The sequence below is a fragment of the Bacillus paranthracis genome (genome assembly GCF_001883995.1).
In the GTDB taxonomy this organism is placed as follows: domain Bacteria; phylum Bacillota; class Bacilli; order Bacillales; family Bacillaceae_G; genus Bacillus_A; species Bacillus_A paranthracis.
Genome location: NZ_MACE01000027.1, coordinates 165,598 through 181,844, shown reverse-complemented (window position 1 = coordinate 181,844; position 16,247 = coordinate 165,598). Strand labels below are relative to the sequence as shown.

The window sequence follows — 16,247 nt, the reverse complement described above, 5'->3', positions numbered from 1 at the left end:
ATTGAATTTGCATACTTAGTATGCGAATTCAGGAGGTGTTTTTTTCATGTGCCACTATTCGGGTTCACTTCAGTAATGAACTGACAGGTTTGTTTTTTATAATTTTGTGCGAACATTCCAAAGCTCTGGGAAGAATCGTTGATCAAGTACTCGTTTTAAATAAGATACACCTGAAGAGCCACCTGTTCCCATTTTATGTCCGATAATGCGTTCTACTGTTTTCATATGACGGAAACGCCATTGTTGTAGCCAATCTTCAATATCAATTAATTTTTCAGCAAGTTGGTATAAATCCCAATATTTTTTTACATCCGCATACACTTCAAGCCATGCCGCTTCTACTGTTGCGTCTTCTTCATAAGGCTGCGTAATATCACGATTCAACACATCTTTATGAATAGGAAATCCTTCTTTTACAAGTGCTTGAATTGCGACATCATATAAACTTGGTGCATGTAGCGCCGTATGAAGTCGAGCGTGTAATTCTGGATCTTTTTCATAAATTTTTAAGGCATGCGGCGTTTTATAACCAAGCGCATACTCAATCATACGATATTGATACGATTGAAAACCTGAAGCTTGACCGAGCGAGTCACGAAACTCAATGTACTCTGACGGCGTTAATGTCGCAAGAATATCCCAAGATTGAATGATTTGTGATTGAATTTTTGATACACGTGCTAACATTTTAAAAGCTGGTTGTAATTTGTCTTGTTTAATAGATTCAATTGCTGCGTTTAACTCATGTAAAATAAGCTTCATCCAAAGTTCGCTTGCTTGGTGAATAACGATGAACAACATTTCATCATGGTGGTCTGATAATCTCTTTTGAGAAGATAGTAAACTATCTAATTGTAAATATTCCCCGTACGTCATATTCTCTTTAAAGTCCGTATGAATCCCTTTTTCCATAATTACCTTTTCATTTTCTTTCATATTAGCAAAACGCCCCTTTATATATATTTCTACTTATATTGGTCTAATAACTGCTCGAACTGGACTTCCATCTGCATCTGATAAGGCAAGTGGTAATGCGATTAGTTCGTAATCGCCATCTGCTACATGATCTAGTACGACATTTTCTAAAATGTGTATACCATGTTTAAACAATTGATGATGCGCTGCTAATTCTTTATCATCTAATGGATCAACTGATGGTACATCCACCCCGATTAAACGTATACCTTTTTCTGAAAGAAACGGTGCTATATCCGCACGTAAATGCGGGATTATATCTGGGAATTCATTCGCTTTACCATGTGAAGATGTGCGTAACAACAAGCGTTCTACGCCTTCTAAATGAAATTTCTCTAATTCCTTTTTCCCAATGCTTTCAAGATTAGAAACGTCAATGATTCGCGTAGGTCCGACATAAACTTGGATATCTAAATCTAACACTTTCTTTCCATCATTATCAAAATGAAACGGTGCATCAATATGAGTACCTGTATGAATACTCATCGTTAACTTTCCGACATTTACTGAGCCACTCTCTTCTTTTGACCATGATACTTCATACGAGAACGGTGTATCCCCTGGCCAAGTAGCAATATCATTATTTAGCGGTTGTGAAATATCAATCCACTCTGATGTTTTCATACTTATGCCACAACCTCTCGCTTATTTTCAAATTGCTTATACTCTTCATCTTTCATGATTTTCTTTAAAATCATAACAGACTGCCATACTTCTTCGTACGTATTATATAAAGCAACTGGCGCAAGTCTCACTCCATTTGGCGCTCTAAAATCTGGAATTACTCCATTTGCTTTTAACGCTTTACATATACGTGCTGCTTCTGCATGCTCTAAATAAATATGCCCGCCTCGTTTTTCATCCTCAAATGGATTTCCAATTGTAAATCCGAAATTTTTTAATTCATGATCAATCAAATTAAGCATGTATCTTGTAATATGTAATGATTTTTCGCGTAAACGTTCTATACCAGCATCTTTAAATATTTCAAGAGAACCGATTAAAGGTGCAGTACTTAATACGTGTGGTGTACCAATTTGATAAGCACCTGCATGATCAGCAGCTGTTAATGTATGTTCCATATCAAACTGCTTATCTTTTCTAGAACTAAACCAACCTGATAATCCAGGAAGTCTATTAAAATGCTTTTTATTCACATAAAGCCCTGCAACGCCACCAGGTCCCGCATTTAAGTATTTATAATTACACCAAATCGCGAAATCAACATCCCACTCTTTGAAATGATGCGGAATAGAACCGATTGAGTGACATAAATCGAACCCGATATGAATACCACGCTTATGCGCTTCCGCTGTTAAACGTTTCATATCAAGAATTTGGCCGCTTCTATATAGTACAGAAGGTAATAAAATTAACGCGATATCATCTGTCATTGCATGAATAATATCATCTTCAGAAAGTGTTCTACCATCTCGGCTCTTTACTCGTACTAAATGCTCATCTGGATCTAATCCTTTTAAACGAATTTGACTTTGAAGTGCATATATATCGGATGGGAATGTTAACTCATCCGCAAGAATTTTTGTGCGAATTCCTTTCGGCTCATAGAAAGTTGCGATTACTTGATGAATATTTGTTGTCGTGGAACCGGTTACAATAGTTTCTTCTGGTAAAGCTCCAATAAGAGGTGCAGTCAATTCACCTAATTTCTCCGAAAGGAAAAACCACGGATGCTCACCCTCGGTCCAGCCGTCAATGCCATACTCTTTCCATGAATCTAGCAAAGTAAGTAATGATTTCTCTGCTCTTTTTGAAAGTAGCCCTAATGAGTTTCCATCTAAATATATTGTTCCTTCTTTTTTATAAAATTCAGTTTGAAAATCTTTCAGTTCATCATGTTTATCACATTCAAGCGCATACTCATAAGTTGGTTGAAATGGTTCTGTATACATGGTGTCACCTTCTCTTAATTTTCTTTTTATTCTAACTAATTGAAATATATCACCTTAGTTGATATAACGTCAATGATATTATGTCAGTTGACTTTATATATGAATTTCTTTTACAATACAGTTATATTTTCAGATATTTCAGTATAAAGAGGTGATTCTTTGAAAAACACTACTCTTTCATCAAGAAAACACCGCTCCTTAGAAACAAAGAAGAAACTATTACACTCTGGTTACACTATTTTTATTCGTAACGGATTTCAAAAAACGACAATTACACAAATTATTAAACATGCAGAAACTGGTTATGGCACGGCATATGTATACTTTAAAAACAAAGATGATCTCCTCATCGTTTTAATGGAAGATGTTATGAATCAATTTTATGATATTGCTGAGCGCTCTTTTTCGCCTCAAACGACAGAAGAAGCACGTATAATGATTCAAAATCAAGTTAAAGCATTTCTACAATTAGCAGAGAAAGAACGAGCAATTTTACAAGTTGTAGAAGAAGCAATTGGGTTATCAAAAGAGATACGTCAAAAATGGGACGAGATACGGGAACGCTTTATAAACAGTATTACGCAAGATATTACATACTCTCAAGAAGGTGGGTTAGCACATTCTGAATTGAATAAAGAAATTGTAGCACGTGCTTGGTTTGCGATGAATGAGATGTTTCTTTGGACGATTGTGCAAAATGATAAAAAGATCGACCTAGAAGAAATTGTGCATACATTGACGAAAATGTATACGACTGGTTTATATAAATAGCACACCTTCAATACATAAGGTGTGCTATTTTACATCTATAAAAATATATTATTTGGGTATGGTAGCGCTAAAGAAGGCTTTTCAGATAATGAGAAATATTGTAGTTTTAAAGATTCACCATCTATTGATTTTAGTTTTCCACTAGTAATTTCACATTCAAACACAACAACAATATATTCTACTTGATCGCCATTCGGATATGTATGGCGATACTCTTTTCCTCCAAACACCCCTTTTTGTTTTTTTACTTGCACTTTCAATCCTGTTTCTTCCCACACTTCACGAACTACCGCTTCTTCTGGAGTTTCTCCAGGCTCAATTGCTCCAGCTGGCAAGCTCCAGTATTCTCCACCAGGATATTGAAATAAGATTTCCCCTTGCTCATTTTTAATAACAGCAGCTACACTCGGTATAAAAATTAGTTCATGACCTAATTGCTCACGGATTTGTTTATAATATAGCGACATCGACATATAATTCTCTCCCACTCTATTAATAAATAACTGTATTTTCTGATATCTATTGTATAATAATACCAAAAACGATTTCTATATAGAAAGGATCAGAAAATGTCTCAAGAAAAACTAGTAAATAGCTTTCTATCATTTTTAGGTATGACAAAACAGCCTACTAGCTTAAAGTTTTTAAATGAGCTTATTAAAGCTCATCAAGAAAAAATAAAATGGGAAACCCTCACTAAAATAATTGACTGGGAAAAGGGTAATGAAACAGGTAATTATTTCCCTTCCATTGAGACATACATAAACCATATTACAACAAAAGGTCTCGGGGGTACTTGTTGGACGCACTCAATTGGATTCCATTGGTTATTATCAAATCTTGGTTTTAATGTTCATTATATGTATATGGATCCCGGACATTTATGCTTACGGGTTAACTTAGACCAACCTTATTATGTTGATGTTGGTTATTGTGCACCTTTATTCCAAGCTTACCCACTTTATGAATCATTTCAAGTAAGTAATGTAAGAGAAACTTTCACTTATGAAGTCTCAAATAATAGGATTAAAATTACTAGAGATCCAGGTCCAACAAAAATCTTACATACAGATCCAATACATTTATCAAGTATGAAAGAACTCATTACAAAGTCTAACGATTGGTATACATCCCCTGTATTAAAGAAAATTCAGATTTTCGGTTATATCGATGGTATTCCAACTTCTATTAATGATAATGTTTTAAAACGATATTTCCAAGGTAAGAAAAGAGAACAAATCATTACATCTTCTGAACTTAATTATTGGATAACAGAAAGATTTTGTGTTGATAAAGAAATATATGAAAGAGCTATTGAGATTTTCAATAAAAAATCTTCAAACAGTAAAAGCGTTACTCACGAGATTGAGTAACGCTTTTACCTTAATATATTTTTAATCTTAATCTTCTTTCTGATAAGCAGCTTCTACACATTCTGCTAGACGCTCAATTTGTTCCATAGTTAAACCTCGTGAAATCCAGCCTGTTAACTTATACATAATTTTATAGTAAAGATTACTAGGTTCATATTCTGAAATTAATGTAAGTGCTGTACCCTCCTCATCTTCTTCTAACATATAAGTCATTGCCGAATAACCTTGCTTCATTTCACTGCCAAGTGAAATAATATAGGGTGCATCGTATTCAAGAATTTCTACTTCTGCCTCCAATATTTTCTTACCGACTTTTTGAACAGTAATATATTTATCTCCTACACGTGGATTTTCTTTATCCATATTTGAAGGATAGCGATTTTCTATTATAAACGTATTCCATTCTTTTATTTTTTCATCTTCTATTATGTAGTCACATACAACATCCATTGGTGCTTTTATTACTATTTCTATTGCAAAACTCATTATACTGCCCCTCTCAAATACCCTATCCATTTCTATTTTAACTAAATCATTATGCCATATTTTATATAGTGAAATACAAGTAGAATTTTAATTTTTTATTAATTTAAAAACTTATTCATACAAAATATTTTATTAAAGATACAACAATTAAAAACAAAGCCACAAGTAATAAAGCTATCCCTATACTTCTATTTTCTTTTTCGTTATTTTTTAAATTTTGCACCCCTAAGCTAACTAATATAAACCCTAAAAGCGTTTGTAAAATTAGCATACTCATTTCCGAAGTATCATTCCAACTATAAATGGAATACCCCATTATAATAATTGCAAGTAAAACCGTTACGATCCTATTCATACGAAAATCCCTCCTTTTTAAAAAGAAACCGCTAAGTTTCCTTAGCGGTTTTATTAACAATTTATATTTAGTAAAAGTGCTTTTCATGAATTTGATATAATTCAAAAGAATTTCCTGTCCAATATAACTACGCATGTTAGCCCACTTTTTCTTTATCCAGTCTACTTACAATTCCAACTATAAATTTATATTCAATCCTCCTCTTCTTAACTTTTTTAAACCCTTCTTTCGTATCAAAAATTAAACACGTTTTTCGAAACCACACTCGTACATATAAAGACTCAAAATAAATAGGTTTTATAATTCCTCGTTCTTCAAATTCAGTTCCATCTTTATTTTCAGTTTCTGTTCGAACGAACCACGTATTCCCAATACCAATTTCAATATATTTCACCTAAGTCCTCCTTCCGGAAATTAATTTCTAACTATTCTATTATTTCCCCGGTAAGCGCACATTCCGACAGAACATGAGCCCACAAAGAAAAAGTAGATTACAAAAATCTACTTTATAACTTATATTTTTGCATTCGTTTATAAAATGTACTTCGAGGTACATCTAAAAGTTTTGCAGCTAATGAAACATTTCCATTTGTCTTTTCTAACGCTTCAATCATGCTATCACGCTGTATTTTTTCACGGAAATTTAATGTTTTCTCTGTTTTATTTTCTGCTTGCAATTCAAAATGAGGTTGATTTCCCATCACTGTTTGTAATAAAAAAGAGATTTGTTTTTCGCATATTTCTCGTCCTTGCGACAAAATGTATATGCGTTCTAATACATTTAATAATTCTCGAATATTTCCGGGCCATGTATGCTGAGAAAATTGATTACAAATACTTTTTGGAAATACAACATTCCAATTCTTTCGTTTGCAAAAATGTTTTATGAAGTACGGAATATCCTCTTTTCTTTCTATTAACGATGGGACATATAGTGGATAAACATGTAAACGATAATATAAATCTTGACGGAATTTCCCTTCTTCTACTAATCGCAATAAATCTTTATGTGTCGCAGTAATAATACGAATATTTACTGGTATCTCTTTTGAACTGCCAATTGGGTTTACTGTTCGTTCTTGTAAAACACGCAATAATGCTACTTGCATCTCTGGTGGCACTTCACCAATTTCATCTAAAAATATTGTTCCTCCGTCTGCTTGTTCGAATTTCCCTTTATATCCTTGGCGCCGTGCACCTGTAAACGCTCCTTCAGCATAACCGAACAATTCACTTTCCATTAATTCTTTCGGTAATGAACCGCAGTTAACAGCTATAAAAGGACCATTTTTTCTTGGACTATTTTCATGAATCGCTCTCGCTACATATTCTTTTCCTACACCTGTTTCACCACAAACATATACACTTGCGTCAGTTGGTGATACAAGCTTAATTTCTTCTAAAGTATGTTGAAATGCACTACTTGTCCCAATTACTCCAGGAAAAGTGATGCCATTTATAAATGAGGACGTTGAAAATGATTTTACTTGTTTATTTCCCTTTACATAAATACATTTCCCAATCATTCTATTATTACTGTATACTGGCACTTCTAATTTAGTTTTCAATCCATAGTGCATTAAATCTTCAAGTTTCATCCGTGACCAATTACATACTCGTTCCCGAACCCTCTTGCTTGCAGAAACGATAACATCACGATGATTACAAATTACAACTTGTTCATCACTATCAATTACATCTAAAAAACGATGGATTAACTGCAGTTCATTTTGATGTACTCGAATACTACATTCACGTTCAATCGCATGTGCAATCGAAGTTACCATACCGAGCATATATGGATGCGAAAACTCAATCGGACAAGAGAAATCTAGAACGCCTATTAATTTCCCATCATCATTATGAATAGGAGCGGCCGCACAGCTCCAGCTATGAGATGCGACAGAATAATGCTCTGTACCACTTATCATAATAGCCTCTTCAATCTCAAGCGCTGTTCCTATCGCATTTGTACCAACAGCCGCTTCCGTCCATTTCACACCTTCAATGAAATTAATCTGTTTCGCTCGTTGCAACGTTTGTTTATTTCCACTTAACGATAGAACGTAACCGTCTGGATCGATTAATAATGCCATCATTTGCAGTTCATCAATGGTTTTTCTCATATTTTGTATTTGAGGTATTGCTATATCTAGGAAGATTTCACTCTTTTTCTTTTGGTCTTGAAAAATATTAGAAGACAAAATTTTCTGACCTTTATTCATATGAGGATTCACATTTGCTTGTTTACATCGATGCCATGATTCTGAAATTCTTTCGTTTATACGGTTCGAATCAAGGACACCTTCATCAACAAACTTTTTCCATGTATGTAAGTAAAACGGTGAAGCTAGCATTGTATCATCTCCCTATTCATTATTTTGGAGATTTGTAAAAACATACTTTTATTATAAAACTGAATAAAAGCGTTTTCAACAAAACTAGAAAGACGACACAAATATGTTAATAATTTGAATATCTTAATGCACTTCTTTATTCTTTTTTAGTAGCACTATATTTTGTATAATGGAAGCAAAGAAAATACATAACCAAAACCACTTTTGTGGATTTCCATTTATAAAGAAAACACTCACGGCTATTGCAAATAAAATTGTGGATGCTACACTAAAATATAATTTTGTTTTCATTCCCATTATCCCTCACCTCTCTATCACTTTACAGTACACACTAACTCTTCATTTTTCATCTCTACTATGTACTCCTGTAAAACATATTCTCTTCCGCCATGTTTTTCATACCATTCATGTATTCTTCTAGCATGTTTCTCGTCATTTCTAATCTTTGATTCTATTTCTTTATACTGTTCATAACTATCATATTCCCATATGGCAAACACTTCGGTCGTACCATTCTTATTATCTTTCATCCAGCGTCCTATTAGCCTAGAGCCATGCTTTAACTGATTAGGTAAGTTCGTATGATTGAAATGATCATTAAAAATTTTAATAAATTCATTTTTTACTATATAGTACTTTCTTCTATAAAACATACATTTCCACCTCTTTAATGAACAGACTCAAATACACCTTCCCATTACAACCGTATTATAATACTTCCCATCCGACAGCCTTTTATCATTTTTTAAAATACCTTCTACTTCAAAACCTAATTTTTTATATAGCTGAATGGCTTTTTCGTTTGTCTCTAATACTTGTAATGATATCTTTTTAATCTCATTTTCATCAGCCCAATGAATAGATTGTTGCAATAACCTCTTACCCATTCCATATCCCCAAAACTCTTTTAAAATACAAACGCCAAATTCTACTTTATGAGATAACCTCTTCAGATTTGAACCTTCGCACCTTGAAAATCCAACGATTCGGTTGTGCACTTCTGCAACTAAAAACAGATTCTTACTCTCTTCACTATCTGTTTTTATTATTTTTTGAAACCCTATCTTATCTATAAATCCCTCTCCAGCTTCTCTATCCATATTTTCAGTTTCTCCATCGATCTGAACTCTAATTTCCGACAACTGTTCCGCATCTGTTTCAGCTGCAGAACGAACTGTATAAACTAATCCATTTATGTGAAACTCTTGCCCTTTTATAATCATTTCAAACTCCTTTTAAATGCAGTCTATTGATGCTATTACAATTTCTTTACCTTGTTTCTCAAATTCTTGAATTGTTTCTTTACTAGCCTCCGAATCTGTTATTATAATGTCAATTTCAATCAGTGACTCTCCTTTTATAAAGTAGTCTATTCCAAGTTTATTGTGAGGAGCTAAACAAATATTTCTTCTAGCAATCTTACTTACTGTTTTACTAAAAAAAGCAACTTCCGGCGTTGCAGTACTTATACCGTTTAATGAAATGCCACCACCTGTAGAGAAATTAAGATCAATAGAAAATCTACTTATCAACTCTGAGGCAAGTGTATCTGTCATATTTCCTGATGGTTTCACCTTTCCACCAATTAAGTACGTATCAATGTTCTTATATTCCCGTAACGTACTAGCAATTTCTAAAGCATTCGTAACAACTGTAAATGATGTTTCAGGTAAATATTTTAACATGGCATAATGAATAGAAGCTCCACCAATAAAAACGGAATCTCCTTCTTGTATATAAGAAGCTGCGATTTTTGCAATTGCGTCTTCATATACAGAACCATTACTATAACGTTTCAATGGCTTGGTAGCTAAATTCCGTACTCTAGCAAGTTCAATTGCTCCTCCATGTGTTCTTTTTAACAAGCCATCCTTCTCCATAATAGACAAATCTCTTCTTATAGAATCGATAGACATATCGAAACTTTCCGCAAGATCCTTTGCAATGACCCTTCCATTTTTCTTAAGTAACTCTAAAATTTTCTCTCTACGCTCTTCAGTAAACATGTTCTCACCACTATCATTTAATATCCAGAAAATTTATTCATCTTTTAATTATATGCATGTTTTTTCTATTTTACAATATTTTCAATACTTCTTTATTCAGCTCTATACAGGTTTTCTCCCTTTTTCTATCCCATTAAATTAACAACTAAATAAATGCATATTTGCATATTTCACAATTATACTTCCATTCATCCTTCTATTAATGTAAAATTATTCCTATATTTTACTTTTTAACACAGAAAGGAATTACTATGAAATCTTTAATGAAAGTAACTTGTACAGCATTATTATTTACAGGGATAATGGCAGGATGTAGTGGAAATGCTACACCAAAACAAGAAAAAAGCGCTCTAGCAAAAAATGCAATGCACTATGGGGAAATCTTTAAAAACGAATACTATAGAGCAACTGTTGAAAATGCTAAATTTGAAAAAATAGACAAAGAGTGGCGTCTCACAGCTCGCGTTACTATAAATAATGCTCGTGTTGACGGACAAACGATAGATCTTTCAGAAATAAAATATTTCATAAAAGATGAAAAAACGGGTAAAAAATACAAAGGTGAAGTTATACAAAATGAAAATGCTAAAAAGGTTCCATCTGAGTTTTCTTTAACTACCGACATTGTATTTAATATGAAAGATTCTCCAAAAGATTTAAATAATATGTATTTATACATAGATAGCAAAGCTGCGCCATTAACAGATACATATTGGAAGCTGGATCATTTAGTATCTAAATAAAAAACAGTCATATAAGACTGTTTTTTATTTATAGAGTTATAAAGTTTACTAGTTATCTATTTCCAGCAATACATTTTTTGCACAAATCATCACTTCTTCAAATGGACAATCAAATAAAACCCCTAGTTCAAAACCATCTTCAGCAAAATCTATTTCATGACATAACCACCAAGCACCTTCAAAATTTTCCGGGATAGAACATTTCGTTACTCCTATAAAAGTTGCTTGTAGTTTATCAAATTCACTGAAAGTACCACTGCAATCTAAAGTTATAATTAGCGTAGCTTCTGATTTTTTCTCCACTGATTTGACTACACTGTCATGTAGTGAGTATTCATGTAGTTGAACGACATTCTGCGCGAGCTTTTCTTTTATAGAATTATAATTATCTATATAGGCTTGCTCTAAATCATTCATTCTTTTCTCATAATCTTTTGTCCACTCAAGCATAAGTCTCTTTAATTTTTCCGTTGGGTATTCTGAATTAATTGTATTGTCATGAATGTATGGATGCAGTGATTTAGGGAGGAACTTTAATAAATCTTCTTTCTTTTCTTCCACGTCTTCTCTTAAACTTTGCTTATAATCCATTCCTACCTTTTCGCTCTCTCGCAACATCTCTTCCCATTCTTCTACTGTTTCTGGGAAATTTAAAAAACCAGATACTTGCATTTCTTTATACCAATCTTTATTAAAATACTTCAAAGACTTTCCCCCTAAAACATTTTAAGATCCAACAAAATCGATATATCTATTTATTATATCATTCTAATAACTATTTTTTCTAAAGAAAAAATGCAAAACTGTAAATATTCCATCTTTTATTTCTAAAACTTCAGAATATTTACAATAGTTGATAATTAGAATACATTTTACTAGTACAAAGATTCACCTGTACAAAAATCTAAACTAAAAGGGATGGTTATATGTTGAAGAAATTAGTAGCAGGTACATTAGTAGCGGGATTTGCATTAACTGGAGGACTAGGAGTAGCAAGTGCTGAAGAAAAAGGTAATACAATTAAGTCTTTTGATTATTTAAAAGTGGATGAACAGAATGTTAATTCTCTTACAAAATTAAGTGATCAAGATAAGAAAGACATCCAAATTACTATGGTATTACCAGAGCAAAATGAAAATGGAGATTGGCTAGCTTATGGTTTTACTAGCCGCGAAACATTAGATGCTTATATTGAAAAGGATAAAAAAGTACTTAAAAATAAAATTAATCCTTTAGGTAGCGGTGCTGGTAGTACTGATTTTTATGAACATAAAGATAAAGGTGGTCAATATATTTACTGGAGCAGCGGCTTTAAAAACTTACCATCTAGCTGGAACGACAGAATTTCCTCTGTAAGTACAGCATCACCTTCAGCAAGTTATTCAACGACACTTTGGGAGCATACTTCAACACAAGGCTATGGAAAAGGTGTTGTATTCAAACATGCGGATTGGTACGGTAAAACTGCTAATTTAGCTGCTGATTGGAACGATATTACTTCAGCGATTGACGTAAAAAAATAATAGGATATTCAATTTCTCCCGTAAAAATTCAAACCACTATTCTCTTATTCATTTAGAGAATAGTGGTTTATTATAATTCCATTTAAGCGTGTACAGCATGTCCTACCGCTTGCAATAAAGCTTCATGAATCGCTTCAGATAAAGTTGGATGCGCTGCAATATAATCTCTCATAATATCGGCAGTAACTTCCGTATGAATCATTACAGTTCCTTGACCAATTAGTTCTGTTGCACGAGGACCAATAATAGAAATTCCAACAATTTCTTGATATTTAGGTTCCACAATAACTTTTACTTTCCCCGTTTGTTCTCCAATAATAAGTGCTTTTCCATTTGCTGTAAAAGGAAATTCTCCAATTTGTATGTCACCGTACTGCTCTCTTGCATCTTTTTCTGTTAAACCGACACTAGCAATTTCTGGAGCGGTATAAATACAGCGAGGTACAGCATGATAGTTTACTTTTACATCTTCTCCACTCGCGTGTAATGCTGCCGTCGTTCCTTCATGGAATGCAACGTGAGCAAGCTGGATTCCACCAATCACATCTCCTGCTGCATAAATATGTGATACATTGGTTTGCATATGTTCATTCACAGAAATTCCTTTATTTGAATATTGAATGCCTGCTTTTTCTAAATCTAATTGTTGTACACGTGGTTTTCGGCCGACAGAAACGAGAACAAATTCTGGATTAACTTCTTGGATACTTCCTTCATATTCAAATGAAGCCTGCTTCTTATAATTATTTAATCCTTTTAAAGCTGCTCCTGTAAATATTTCTACACCATCATTTTCTAGTTTCCCTCTTAAAATGTGTGCGATATCTTCATCTTCACCTGGTAATAATTGCGGTGCCATTTCAACAATCGTAACTTTTGTTCCAAGACGACTATAAATACTTGCAAACTCGCATCCTATTACACCACCGCCAACGATTAATAATGATTTTGGTATATAATCTATGGACATTACATGGCTACTATTTAAAATCCACTTTCCGTCAAATGGAGCAAAGGGTAATGCAGTCGGTTCTGAACCTGCCGCTATAATGAACTGTTCTCCATCTACTACATCTTTTTTATCACCGTATATAACCCGCACACGATGATCCGTTTCAAAGTTCGCTTTACCTTGTATAACTTTTATTTTATTTTTCTTCATTAAATATTGAATTCCTTGAACGAGCTGCGTTACAATTTTTGATTTCCTCGCCTGCATTTGCTTCCAATCAATTGATATACTTCCATTATTGAGTGTAACTCCATAATGATTCGCTTTTCTTACAATGTCATGCACTTCTGCACTTTCTAACAATGATTTTGTAGGCATGCACCCAACATTTAAACAAGTCCCGCCAAGATCAGCTTCATCAATAAGAGTGACATCTTTTCCATTTTGAGCTGCGGTAATTGCCGCTACATAGCCAGCAGGTCCGCCACCAATAACGACTAGTTTACTCATTCTCTCACCTTCTCTTTATAAAAGAATTGTTACAGGTTCTTCTAAATAACGTTTAATTGTGCGTAAAAATGCAGCTGCTGGTGCACCATCTAATACACGATGATCGAATGTTAAACTTAAAGGTAACATACTGCCTTTTTTTATTTTCTTCCCTTTATATACTGGAACATGTTCAATTGCACCTACACCTAAAATACCAGTTTCAGGTGTATTTAATACTGGCGTAAAATATTCAATACCGAAGCTACCTAAATTACTAATTGTAAAGGTTGTCCCTTGCATATCATCACTACTTAAACTACCTTCTCTTGCTTTTTGTGCAACGTTTTTAATTTGTTTAGATAACTCTACTAAAGATAGATTATTAGCAAAGCGAATAGCTGGAACGACTAATCCTTTTTCTAATGCGACTGCCATGCCTAAATGAACATGTTCAAATTGATGAATTGTATCATCCATATAAGCACTGTTCATTTCTTTATGCTCTCCAAGCGCTAATACAACAGCACGAGAAACGAAATCCGTAATAGTTAGTTTGTTATCGTATCGTTTTTGTACAACTGCCGCTATTTCTTTATGTAAAGCAACTAAATCTGTAACATCTACTTTCATCGTTAATGTTAATTGCGCACTATTTTGTAAGCTTGCATGCATACGGTTTGCGATTGCTTTCCGCATACCGGTAACAGGAATTACTTTACTTTCTTCTTGTTCCAATACTTCTGGAACTGTCACTTTTTCTTCAAGCGCTTTTAATACATCCGCCTTCGTAATTCTTCCGCCAGGGCCTGTACCAACTAATGCTTTGATATCTAGATTTTCAGACTTTGCAATTTTCTTCGCTACAGGTGAAATTTTGATTCTTTGCTTCGCCACTTCTTTCGCATATGGTTCTGGATGTTGGACCTTTTTAGGCTCTAGATTAGGTGCTTTTTCTTCTACAACATTTATACTTTCATTGATTTCTACTTTTTCGTTCAGCTTACCGATATAGCAAATGACAGTACCAGGTGGAACTCCCTCATCTTCACTAACAGCTATATCAAGAACAGTTCCATCAGCTGGTGCTTCTATTTCCGTTTCGATTTTTTCCGAATTAATACTAGCAATTAGTTCACCTTTTGAGACATGATCGCCTGCTTTAATATTCCAGCTCGTAATAATACCTTCTTTCATCGCCATACCTAACTTCGGCATTACAACTTCTACAGCCATGCTTCTCTCTCCCTTCTCATCGTTTTATTACACATGTAATAAAGTTTGGTCTCCGATCATTTCTGATACAGTTTCAATTACTTTTTCCGGCGTTGGTAAATATAACTTTTCAAGTGGTGGCGAGAACGGAACTGGTGTATGTGGTGCTGTAATTCGTTTAATAGGTGCATCTAACAAATCAAATCCTTTATCCGCTACAATTGCCGCAATATCTGTTGCGATACTACATCTTGGGTTTGCTTCATCAATAACAATAAGGCGATTTGTTTTTTCAACTGATGCTAAAATCGTATCTTCATCCAGTGGTGATAAAGAACGTGGATCAATTACTTCTACTTCAAGTCCTTTTTTCGATAATTGCTCAGCAGCCGCAAGTGCTGTATGAACTTGTTTTCCAATTGCGACGATTGTTACGTCAGAACCTTCCCGTTTAATATCCGCTTTTCCTAATGGAATTGTGTAATAACCTTCTGGCACTTCACCCTTCATATTGTAGAGTGTTTTATCTTCAAAGAAGATTACCGGATCATCATCTTCAATTGCCGCTAATAGTAAGCCTTTTGCGTCATATGGAGTAGAAGGAACGACAACTTTTATACCTGGAATGCTCGTAAATAACGCATACAAACTTTGTGAATGTTGTGCAGCTGCGCTAAAACCTGCACCATGCATCGTACGTACTGTAACTGGCACTTTCGCTTTACCACCGAACATATAGCGGAACTTTGCACCTTGGTTTAATACTTGATCAAGACAACTACCGATAAAATCATTAAACATTAATTCAGCAATCGGACGTAGTCCTGTTGCCGCAGCTGCCATTGCTGCTCCCATGTAACCCGCTTCTGAAATTGGTGTATCTAAAATACGATTTCGGCCAAATTCTTGTACAAGGCCTTTCGTAACACCAAGAACACCGCCCCATGCTTCATCATCTTGCAAGTGATCAACTTGTGCACCACCTGCAACGTCTTCTCCTATTAAAATTACATTTTCATCACGGCGCATCGATATTTTCATCGCTTCATTAATTGCAGTTGACATACTTACTGTTCTAGTCATTATTTT

19 protein-coding genes are annotated in these 16,247 nt (G+C 34.1%); 4 read left to right on the top strand and 15 right to left on the bottom strand.

Annotated elements, in window-relative coordinates; translation table 11 throughout:
* Positions 1 to 96: 96 nt before the first annotated feature.
* The 3 genes from kynA to kynU are packed head-to-tail and all read right to left on the bottom strand — an operon-like array spanning position 97 to position 2,888.
* Positions 97 to 936 carry a tryptophan 2,3-dioxygenase gene (gene kynA / locus BAQ46_RS12675; protein WP_000661965.1) on the bottom strand — a complete coding sequence of 280 codons (840 nt, stop codon included), beginning with the start codon at positions 934 to 936 and terminating at the stop codon, positions 97 to 99.
* Between the two features lie 33 nt (positions 937 to 969).
* Positions 970 to 1,599 carry an arylformamidase gene (gene kynB, locus BAQ46_RS12670; protein ID WP_000858056.1) on the bottom strand — a complete coding sequence of 210 codons (630 nt, stop codon included), beginning with the start codon at positions 1,597 to 1,599 and terminating at the stop codon, positions 970 to 972.
* 2 nt (positions 1,600 to 1,601) lie between these two features.
* Positions 1,602 to 2,888 (bottom strand): kynureninase, encoded by a 1,287-nt coding sequence (gene kynU, locus BAQ46_RS12665; RefSeq protein ID WP_000287844.1) that lies wholly within the window; start codon positions 2,886 to 2,888, stop codon positions 1,602 to 1,604.
* Positions 2,889 to 3,047: 159 nt separating this feature from the next.
* On the opposite strand from kynU, the gene BAQ46_RS12660 reads away from it, so the two are divergent.
* Positions 3,048 to 3,659, top strand: a complete 612-nt coding sequence (locus BAQ46_RS12660) for a TetR/AcrR family transcriptional regulator (protein ID WP_000799603.1) — start codon at positions 3,048 to 3,050, stop codon at positions 3,657 to 3,659.
* A 35-nt stretch (positions 3,660 to 3,694) separates the two neighbouring features.
* Here BAQ46_RS12660 and BAQ46_RS12655 read toward each other — a convergent pair whose 3' ends face one another.
* Positions 3,695 to 4,132, bottom strand: coding sequence for an NUDIX hydrolase (locus BAQ46_RS12655; protein WP_000062940.1), 438 nt, complete (start codon positions 4,130 to 4,132; stop codon positions 3,695 to 3,697).
* Between the two features lie 96 nt (positions 4,133 to 4,228).
* On the opposite strand from BAQ46_RS12655, the gene BAQ46_RS12645 reads away from it, so the two are divergent.
* On the top strand, positions 4,229 to 5,032 hold the full coding sequence (locus BAQ46_RS12645; RefSeq protein ID WP_061130384.1) for an arylamine N-acetyltransferase: 804 nt from the start codon (positions 4,229 to 4,231) through the stop codon (positions 5,030 to 5,032).
* A gap of 27 nt (positions 5,033 to 5,059) precedes the next feature.
* Here BAQ46_RS12645 and BAQ46_RS12640 read toward each other — a convergent pair whose 3' ends face one another.
* From BAQ46_RS12640 to BAQ46_RS12605, 7 genes are all read right to left on the bottom strand, one after another.
* Positions 5,060 to 5,518: an SRPBCC family protein gene (locus BAQ46_RS12640; protein ID WP_000006421.1), complete on the bottom strand. Its 459-nt coding sequence runs from the start codon at positions 5,516 to 5,518 to the stop codon at positions 5,060 to 5,062.
* A gap of 115 nt (positions 5,519 to 5,633) precedes the next feature.
* Positions 5,634 to 5,873: a DUF3953 domain-containing protein gene (locus BAQ46_RS30045; protein WP_001080078.1), complete on the bottom strand. Its 240-nt coding sequence runs from the start codon at positions 5,871 to 5,873 to the stop codon at positions 5,634 to 5,636.
* 136 nt (positions 5,874 to 6,009) lie between these two features.
* Entirely contained in the window at positions 6,010 to 6,267 is a 258-nt protein-coding gene (locus BAQ46_RS12630) for a DUF3977 family protein (protein ID WP_000873859.1), read from the bottom strand.
* Between the two features lie 112 nt (positions 6,268 to 6,379).
* Positions 6,380 to 8,230 carry a sigma-54-dependent Fis family transcriptional regulator gene (locus tag BAQ46_RS12625; RefSeq protein ID WP_071742001.1) on the bottom strand — a complete coding sequence of 617 codons (1,851 nt, stop codon included), beginning with the start codon at positions 8,228 to 8,230 and terminating at the stop codon, positions 6,380 to 6,382.
* Between the two features lie 314 nt (positions 8,231 to 8,544).
* Positions 8,545 to 8,883 carry an NIPSNAP family protein gene (locus BAQ46_RS12615; protein ID WP_000499967.1) on the bottom strand — a complete coding sequence of 113 codons (339 nt, stop codon included), beginning with the start codon at positions 8,881 to 8,883 and terminating at the stop codon, positions 8,545 to 8,547.
* Positions 8,884 to 8,910: 27 nt separating this feature from the next.
* The gene (locus tag BAQ46_RS12610; RefSeq protein WP_061130386.1) at positions 8,911 to 9,453 is read right to left on the bottom strand and encodes a GNAT family N-acetyltransferase; all 543 of its coding nucleotides are present in this window, start codon (positions 9,451 to 9,453) and stop codon (positions 8,911 to 8,913) included.
* Positions 9,454 to 9,465: 12 nt separating this feature from the next.
* Positions 9,466 to 10,236, bottom strand: coding sequence for a DeoR/GlpR family DNA-binding transcription regulator (locus tag BAQ46_RS12605; RefSeq protein WP_000493625.1), 771 nt, complete (start codon positions 10,234 to 10,236; stop codon positions 9,466 to 9,468).
* Between the two features lie 251 nt (positions 10,237 to 10,487).
* Here BAQ46_RS12605 and BAQ46_RS12595 point away from each other — a divergent pair, with 251 nt between their 5' ends.
* Positions 10,488 to 10,979 carry a hypothetical protein gene (locus BAQ46_RS12595; protein ID WP_000838798.1) on the top strand — a complete coding sequence of 164 codons (492 nt, stop codon included), beginning with the start codon at positions 10,488 to 10,490 and terminating at the stop codon, positions 10,977 to 10,979.
* 48 nt (positions 10,980 to 11,027) lie between these two features.
* On the opposite strand, the gene BAQ46_RS12590 is transcribed toward BAQ46_RS12595, so the two are convergent.
* Positions 11,028 to 11,684 (bottom strand): DUF4085 family protein, encoded by a 657-nt coding sequence (locus BAQ46_RS12590; RefSeq protein WP_000873325.1) that lies wholly within the window; start codon positions 11,682 to 11,684, stop codon positions 11,028 to 11,030.
* A gap of 221 nt (positions 11,685 to 11,905) precedes the next feature.
* Here BAQ46_RS12590 and BAQ46_RS12585 point away from each other — a divergent pair, with 221 nt between their 5' ends.
* Positions 11,906 to 12,502, top strand: a complete 597-nt coding sequence (locus tag BAQ46_RS12585) for a hypothetical protein (RefSeq protein ID WP_000914447.1) — start codon at positions 11,906 to 11,908, stop codon at positions 12,500 to 12,502.
* Positions 12,503 to 12,584: 82 nt separating this feature from the next.
* Here the strand turns inward: BAQ46_RS12585 and lpdA are convergent, their stop codons facing one another.
* From lpdA to acoB, 3 genes are read right to left on the bottom strand one after another with little or no spacing between them, the layout of a single operon-like run.
* Entirely contained in the window at positions 12,585 to 13,964 is a 1,380-nt protein-coding gene (lpdA, locus tag BAQ46_RS12580) for a dihydrolipoyl dehydrogenase (protein ID WP_000041191.1), read from the bottom strand.
* Positions 13,965 to 13,979: 15 nt separating this feature from the next.
* A complete protein-coding gene (locus BAQ46_RS12575; RefSeq protein WP_000257752.1) occupies positions 13,980 to 15,179 on the bottom strand; it encodes a dihydrolipoamide acetyltransferase family protein in 1,200 nt (399 codons plus the stop codon).
* A gap of 27 nt (positions 15,180 to 15,206) precedes the next feature.
* Positions 15,207 to 16,241, bottom strand: a complete 1,035-nt coding sequence (acoB, locus tag BAQ46_RS12570) for an acetoin:2,6-dichlorophenolindophenol oxidoreductase subunit beta (protein ID WP_000198894.1) — start codon at positions 16,239 to 16,241, stop codon at positions 15,207 to 15,209.
* Positions 16,242 to 16,247: the final 6 nt, after the last annotated feature.

Excerpts from the sequence above, each read along its gene's own strand:
- kynA (WP_000661965.1), bottom strand. The coding sequence starts at position 936 with ATGAAAGAAAATGAAAAGGTAATTATGGAAAAAGGGATTCATACGGAC.
- kynB (WP_000858056.1), bottom strand. The coding sequence starts at position 1,599 with ATGAAAACATCAGAGTGGATTGATATTTCACAACCGCTAAATAATGAT.
- kynU (WP_000287844.1), bottom strand. The coding sequence starts at position 2,888 with ATGTATACAGAACCATTTCAACCAACTTATGAGTATGCGCTTGAATGT.
- BAQ46_RS12655 (WP_000062940.1), bottom strand. The coding sequence starts at position 4,132 with ATGTCGATGTCGCTATATTATAAACAAATCCGTGAGCAATTAGGTCAT.
- BAQ46_RS12645 (WP_061130384.1), top strand. The coding sequence starts at position 4,229 with ATGTCTCAAGAAAAACTAGTAAATAGCTTTCTATCATTTTTAGGTATG.
- BAQ46_RS12640 (WP_000006421.1), bottom strand. The coding sequence starts at position 5,518 with ATGAGTTTTGCAATAGAAATAGTAATAAAAGCACCAATGGATGTTGTA.
- BAQ46_RS30045 (WP_001080078.1), bottom strand. The coding sequence starts at position 5,873 with ATGAATAGGATCGTAACGGTTTTACTTGCAATTATTATAATGGGGTAT.
- BAQ46_RS12625 (WP_071742001.1), bottom strand. The coding sequence starts at position 8,230 with ATGCTAGCTTCACCGTTTTACTTACATACATGGAAAAAGTTTGTTGAT.
- BAQ46_RS12615 (WP_000499967.1), bottom strand. The coding sequence starts at position 8,883 with ATGTTTTATAGAAGAAAGTACTATATAGTAAAAAATGAATTTATTAAA.
- BAQ46_RS12610 (WP_061130386.1), bottom strand. The coding sequence starts at position 9,453 with ATGATTATAAAAGGGCAAGAGTTTCACATAAATGGATTAGTTTATACA.
- BAQ46_RS12605 (WP_000493625.1), bottom strand. The coding sequence starts at position 10,236 with ATGTTTACTGAAGAGCGTAGAGAGAAAATTTTAGAGTTACTTAAGAAA.
- BAQ46_RS12595 (WP_000838798.1), top strand. The coding sequence starts at position 10,488 with ATGAAATCTTTAATGAAAGTAACTTGTACAGCATTATTATTTACAGGG.
- BAQ46_RS12585 (WP_000914447.1), top strand. The coding sequence starts at position 11,906 with ATGTTGAAGAAATTAGTAGCAGGTACATTAGTAGCGGGATTTGCATTA.
- lpdA (WP_000041191.1), bottom strand. The coding sequence starts at position 13,964 with ATGAGTAAACTAGTCGTTATTGGTGGCGGACCTGCTGGCTATGTAGCG.
- BAQ46_RS12575 (WP_000257752.1), bottom strand. The coding sequence starts at position 15,179 with ATGGCTGTAGAAGTTGTAATGCCGAAGTTAGGTATGGCGATGAAAGAA.
- acoB (WP_000198894.1), bottom strand. The coding sequence starts at position 16,241 with ATGACTAGAACAGTAAGTATGTCAACTGCAATTAATGAAGCGATGAAA.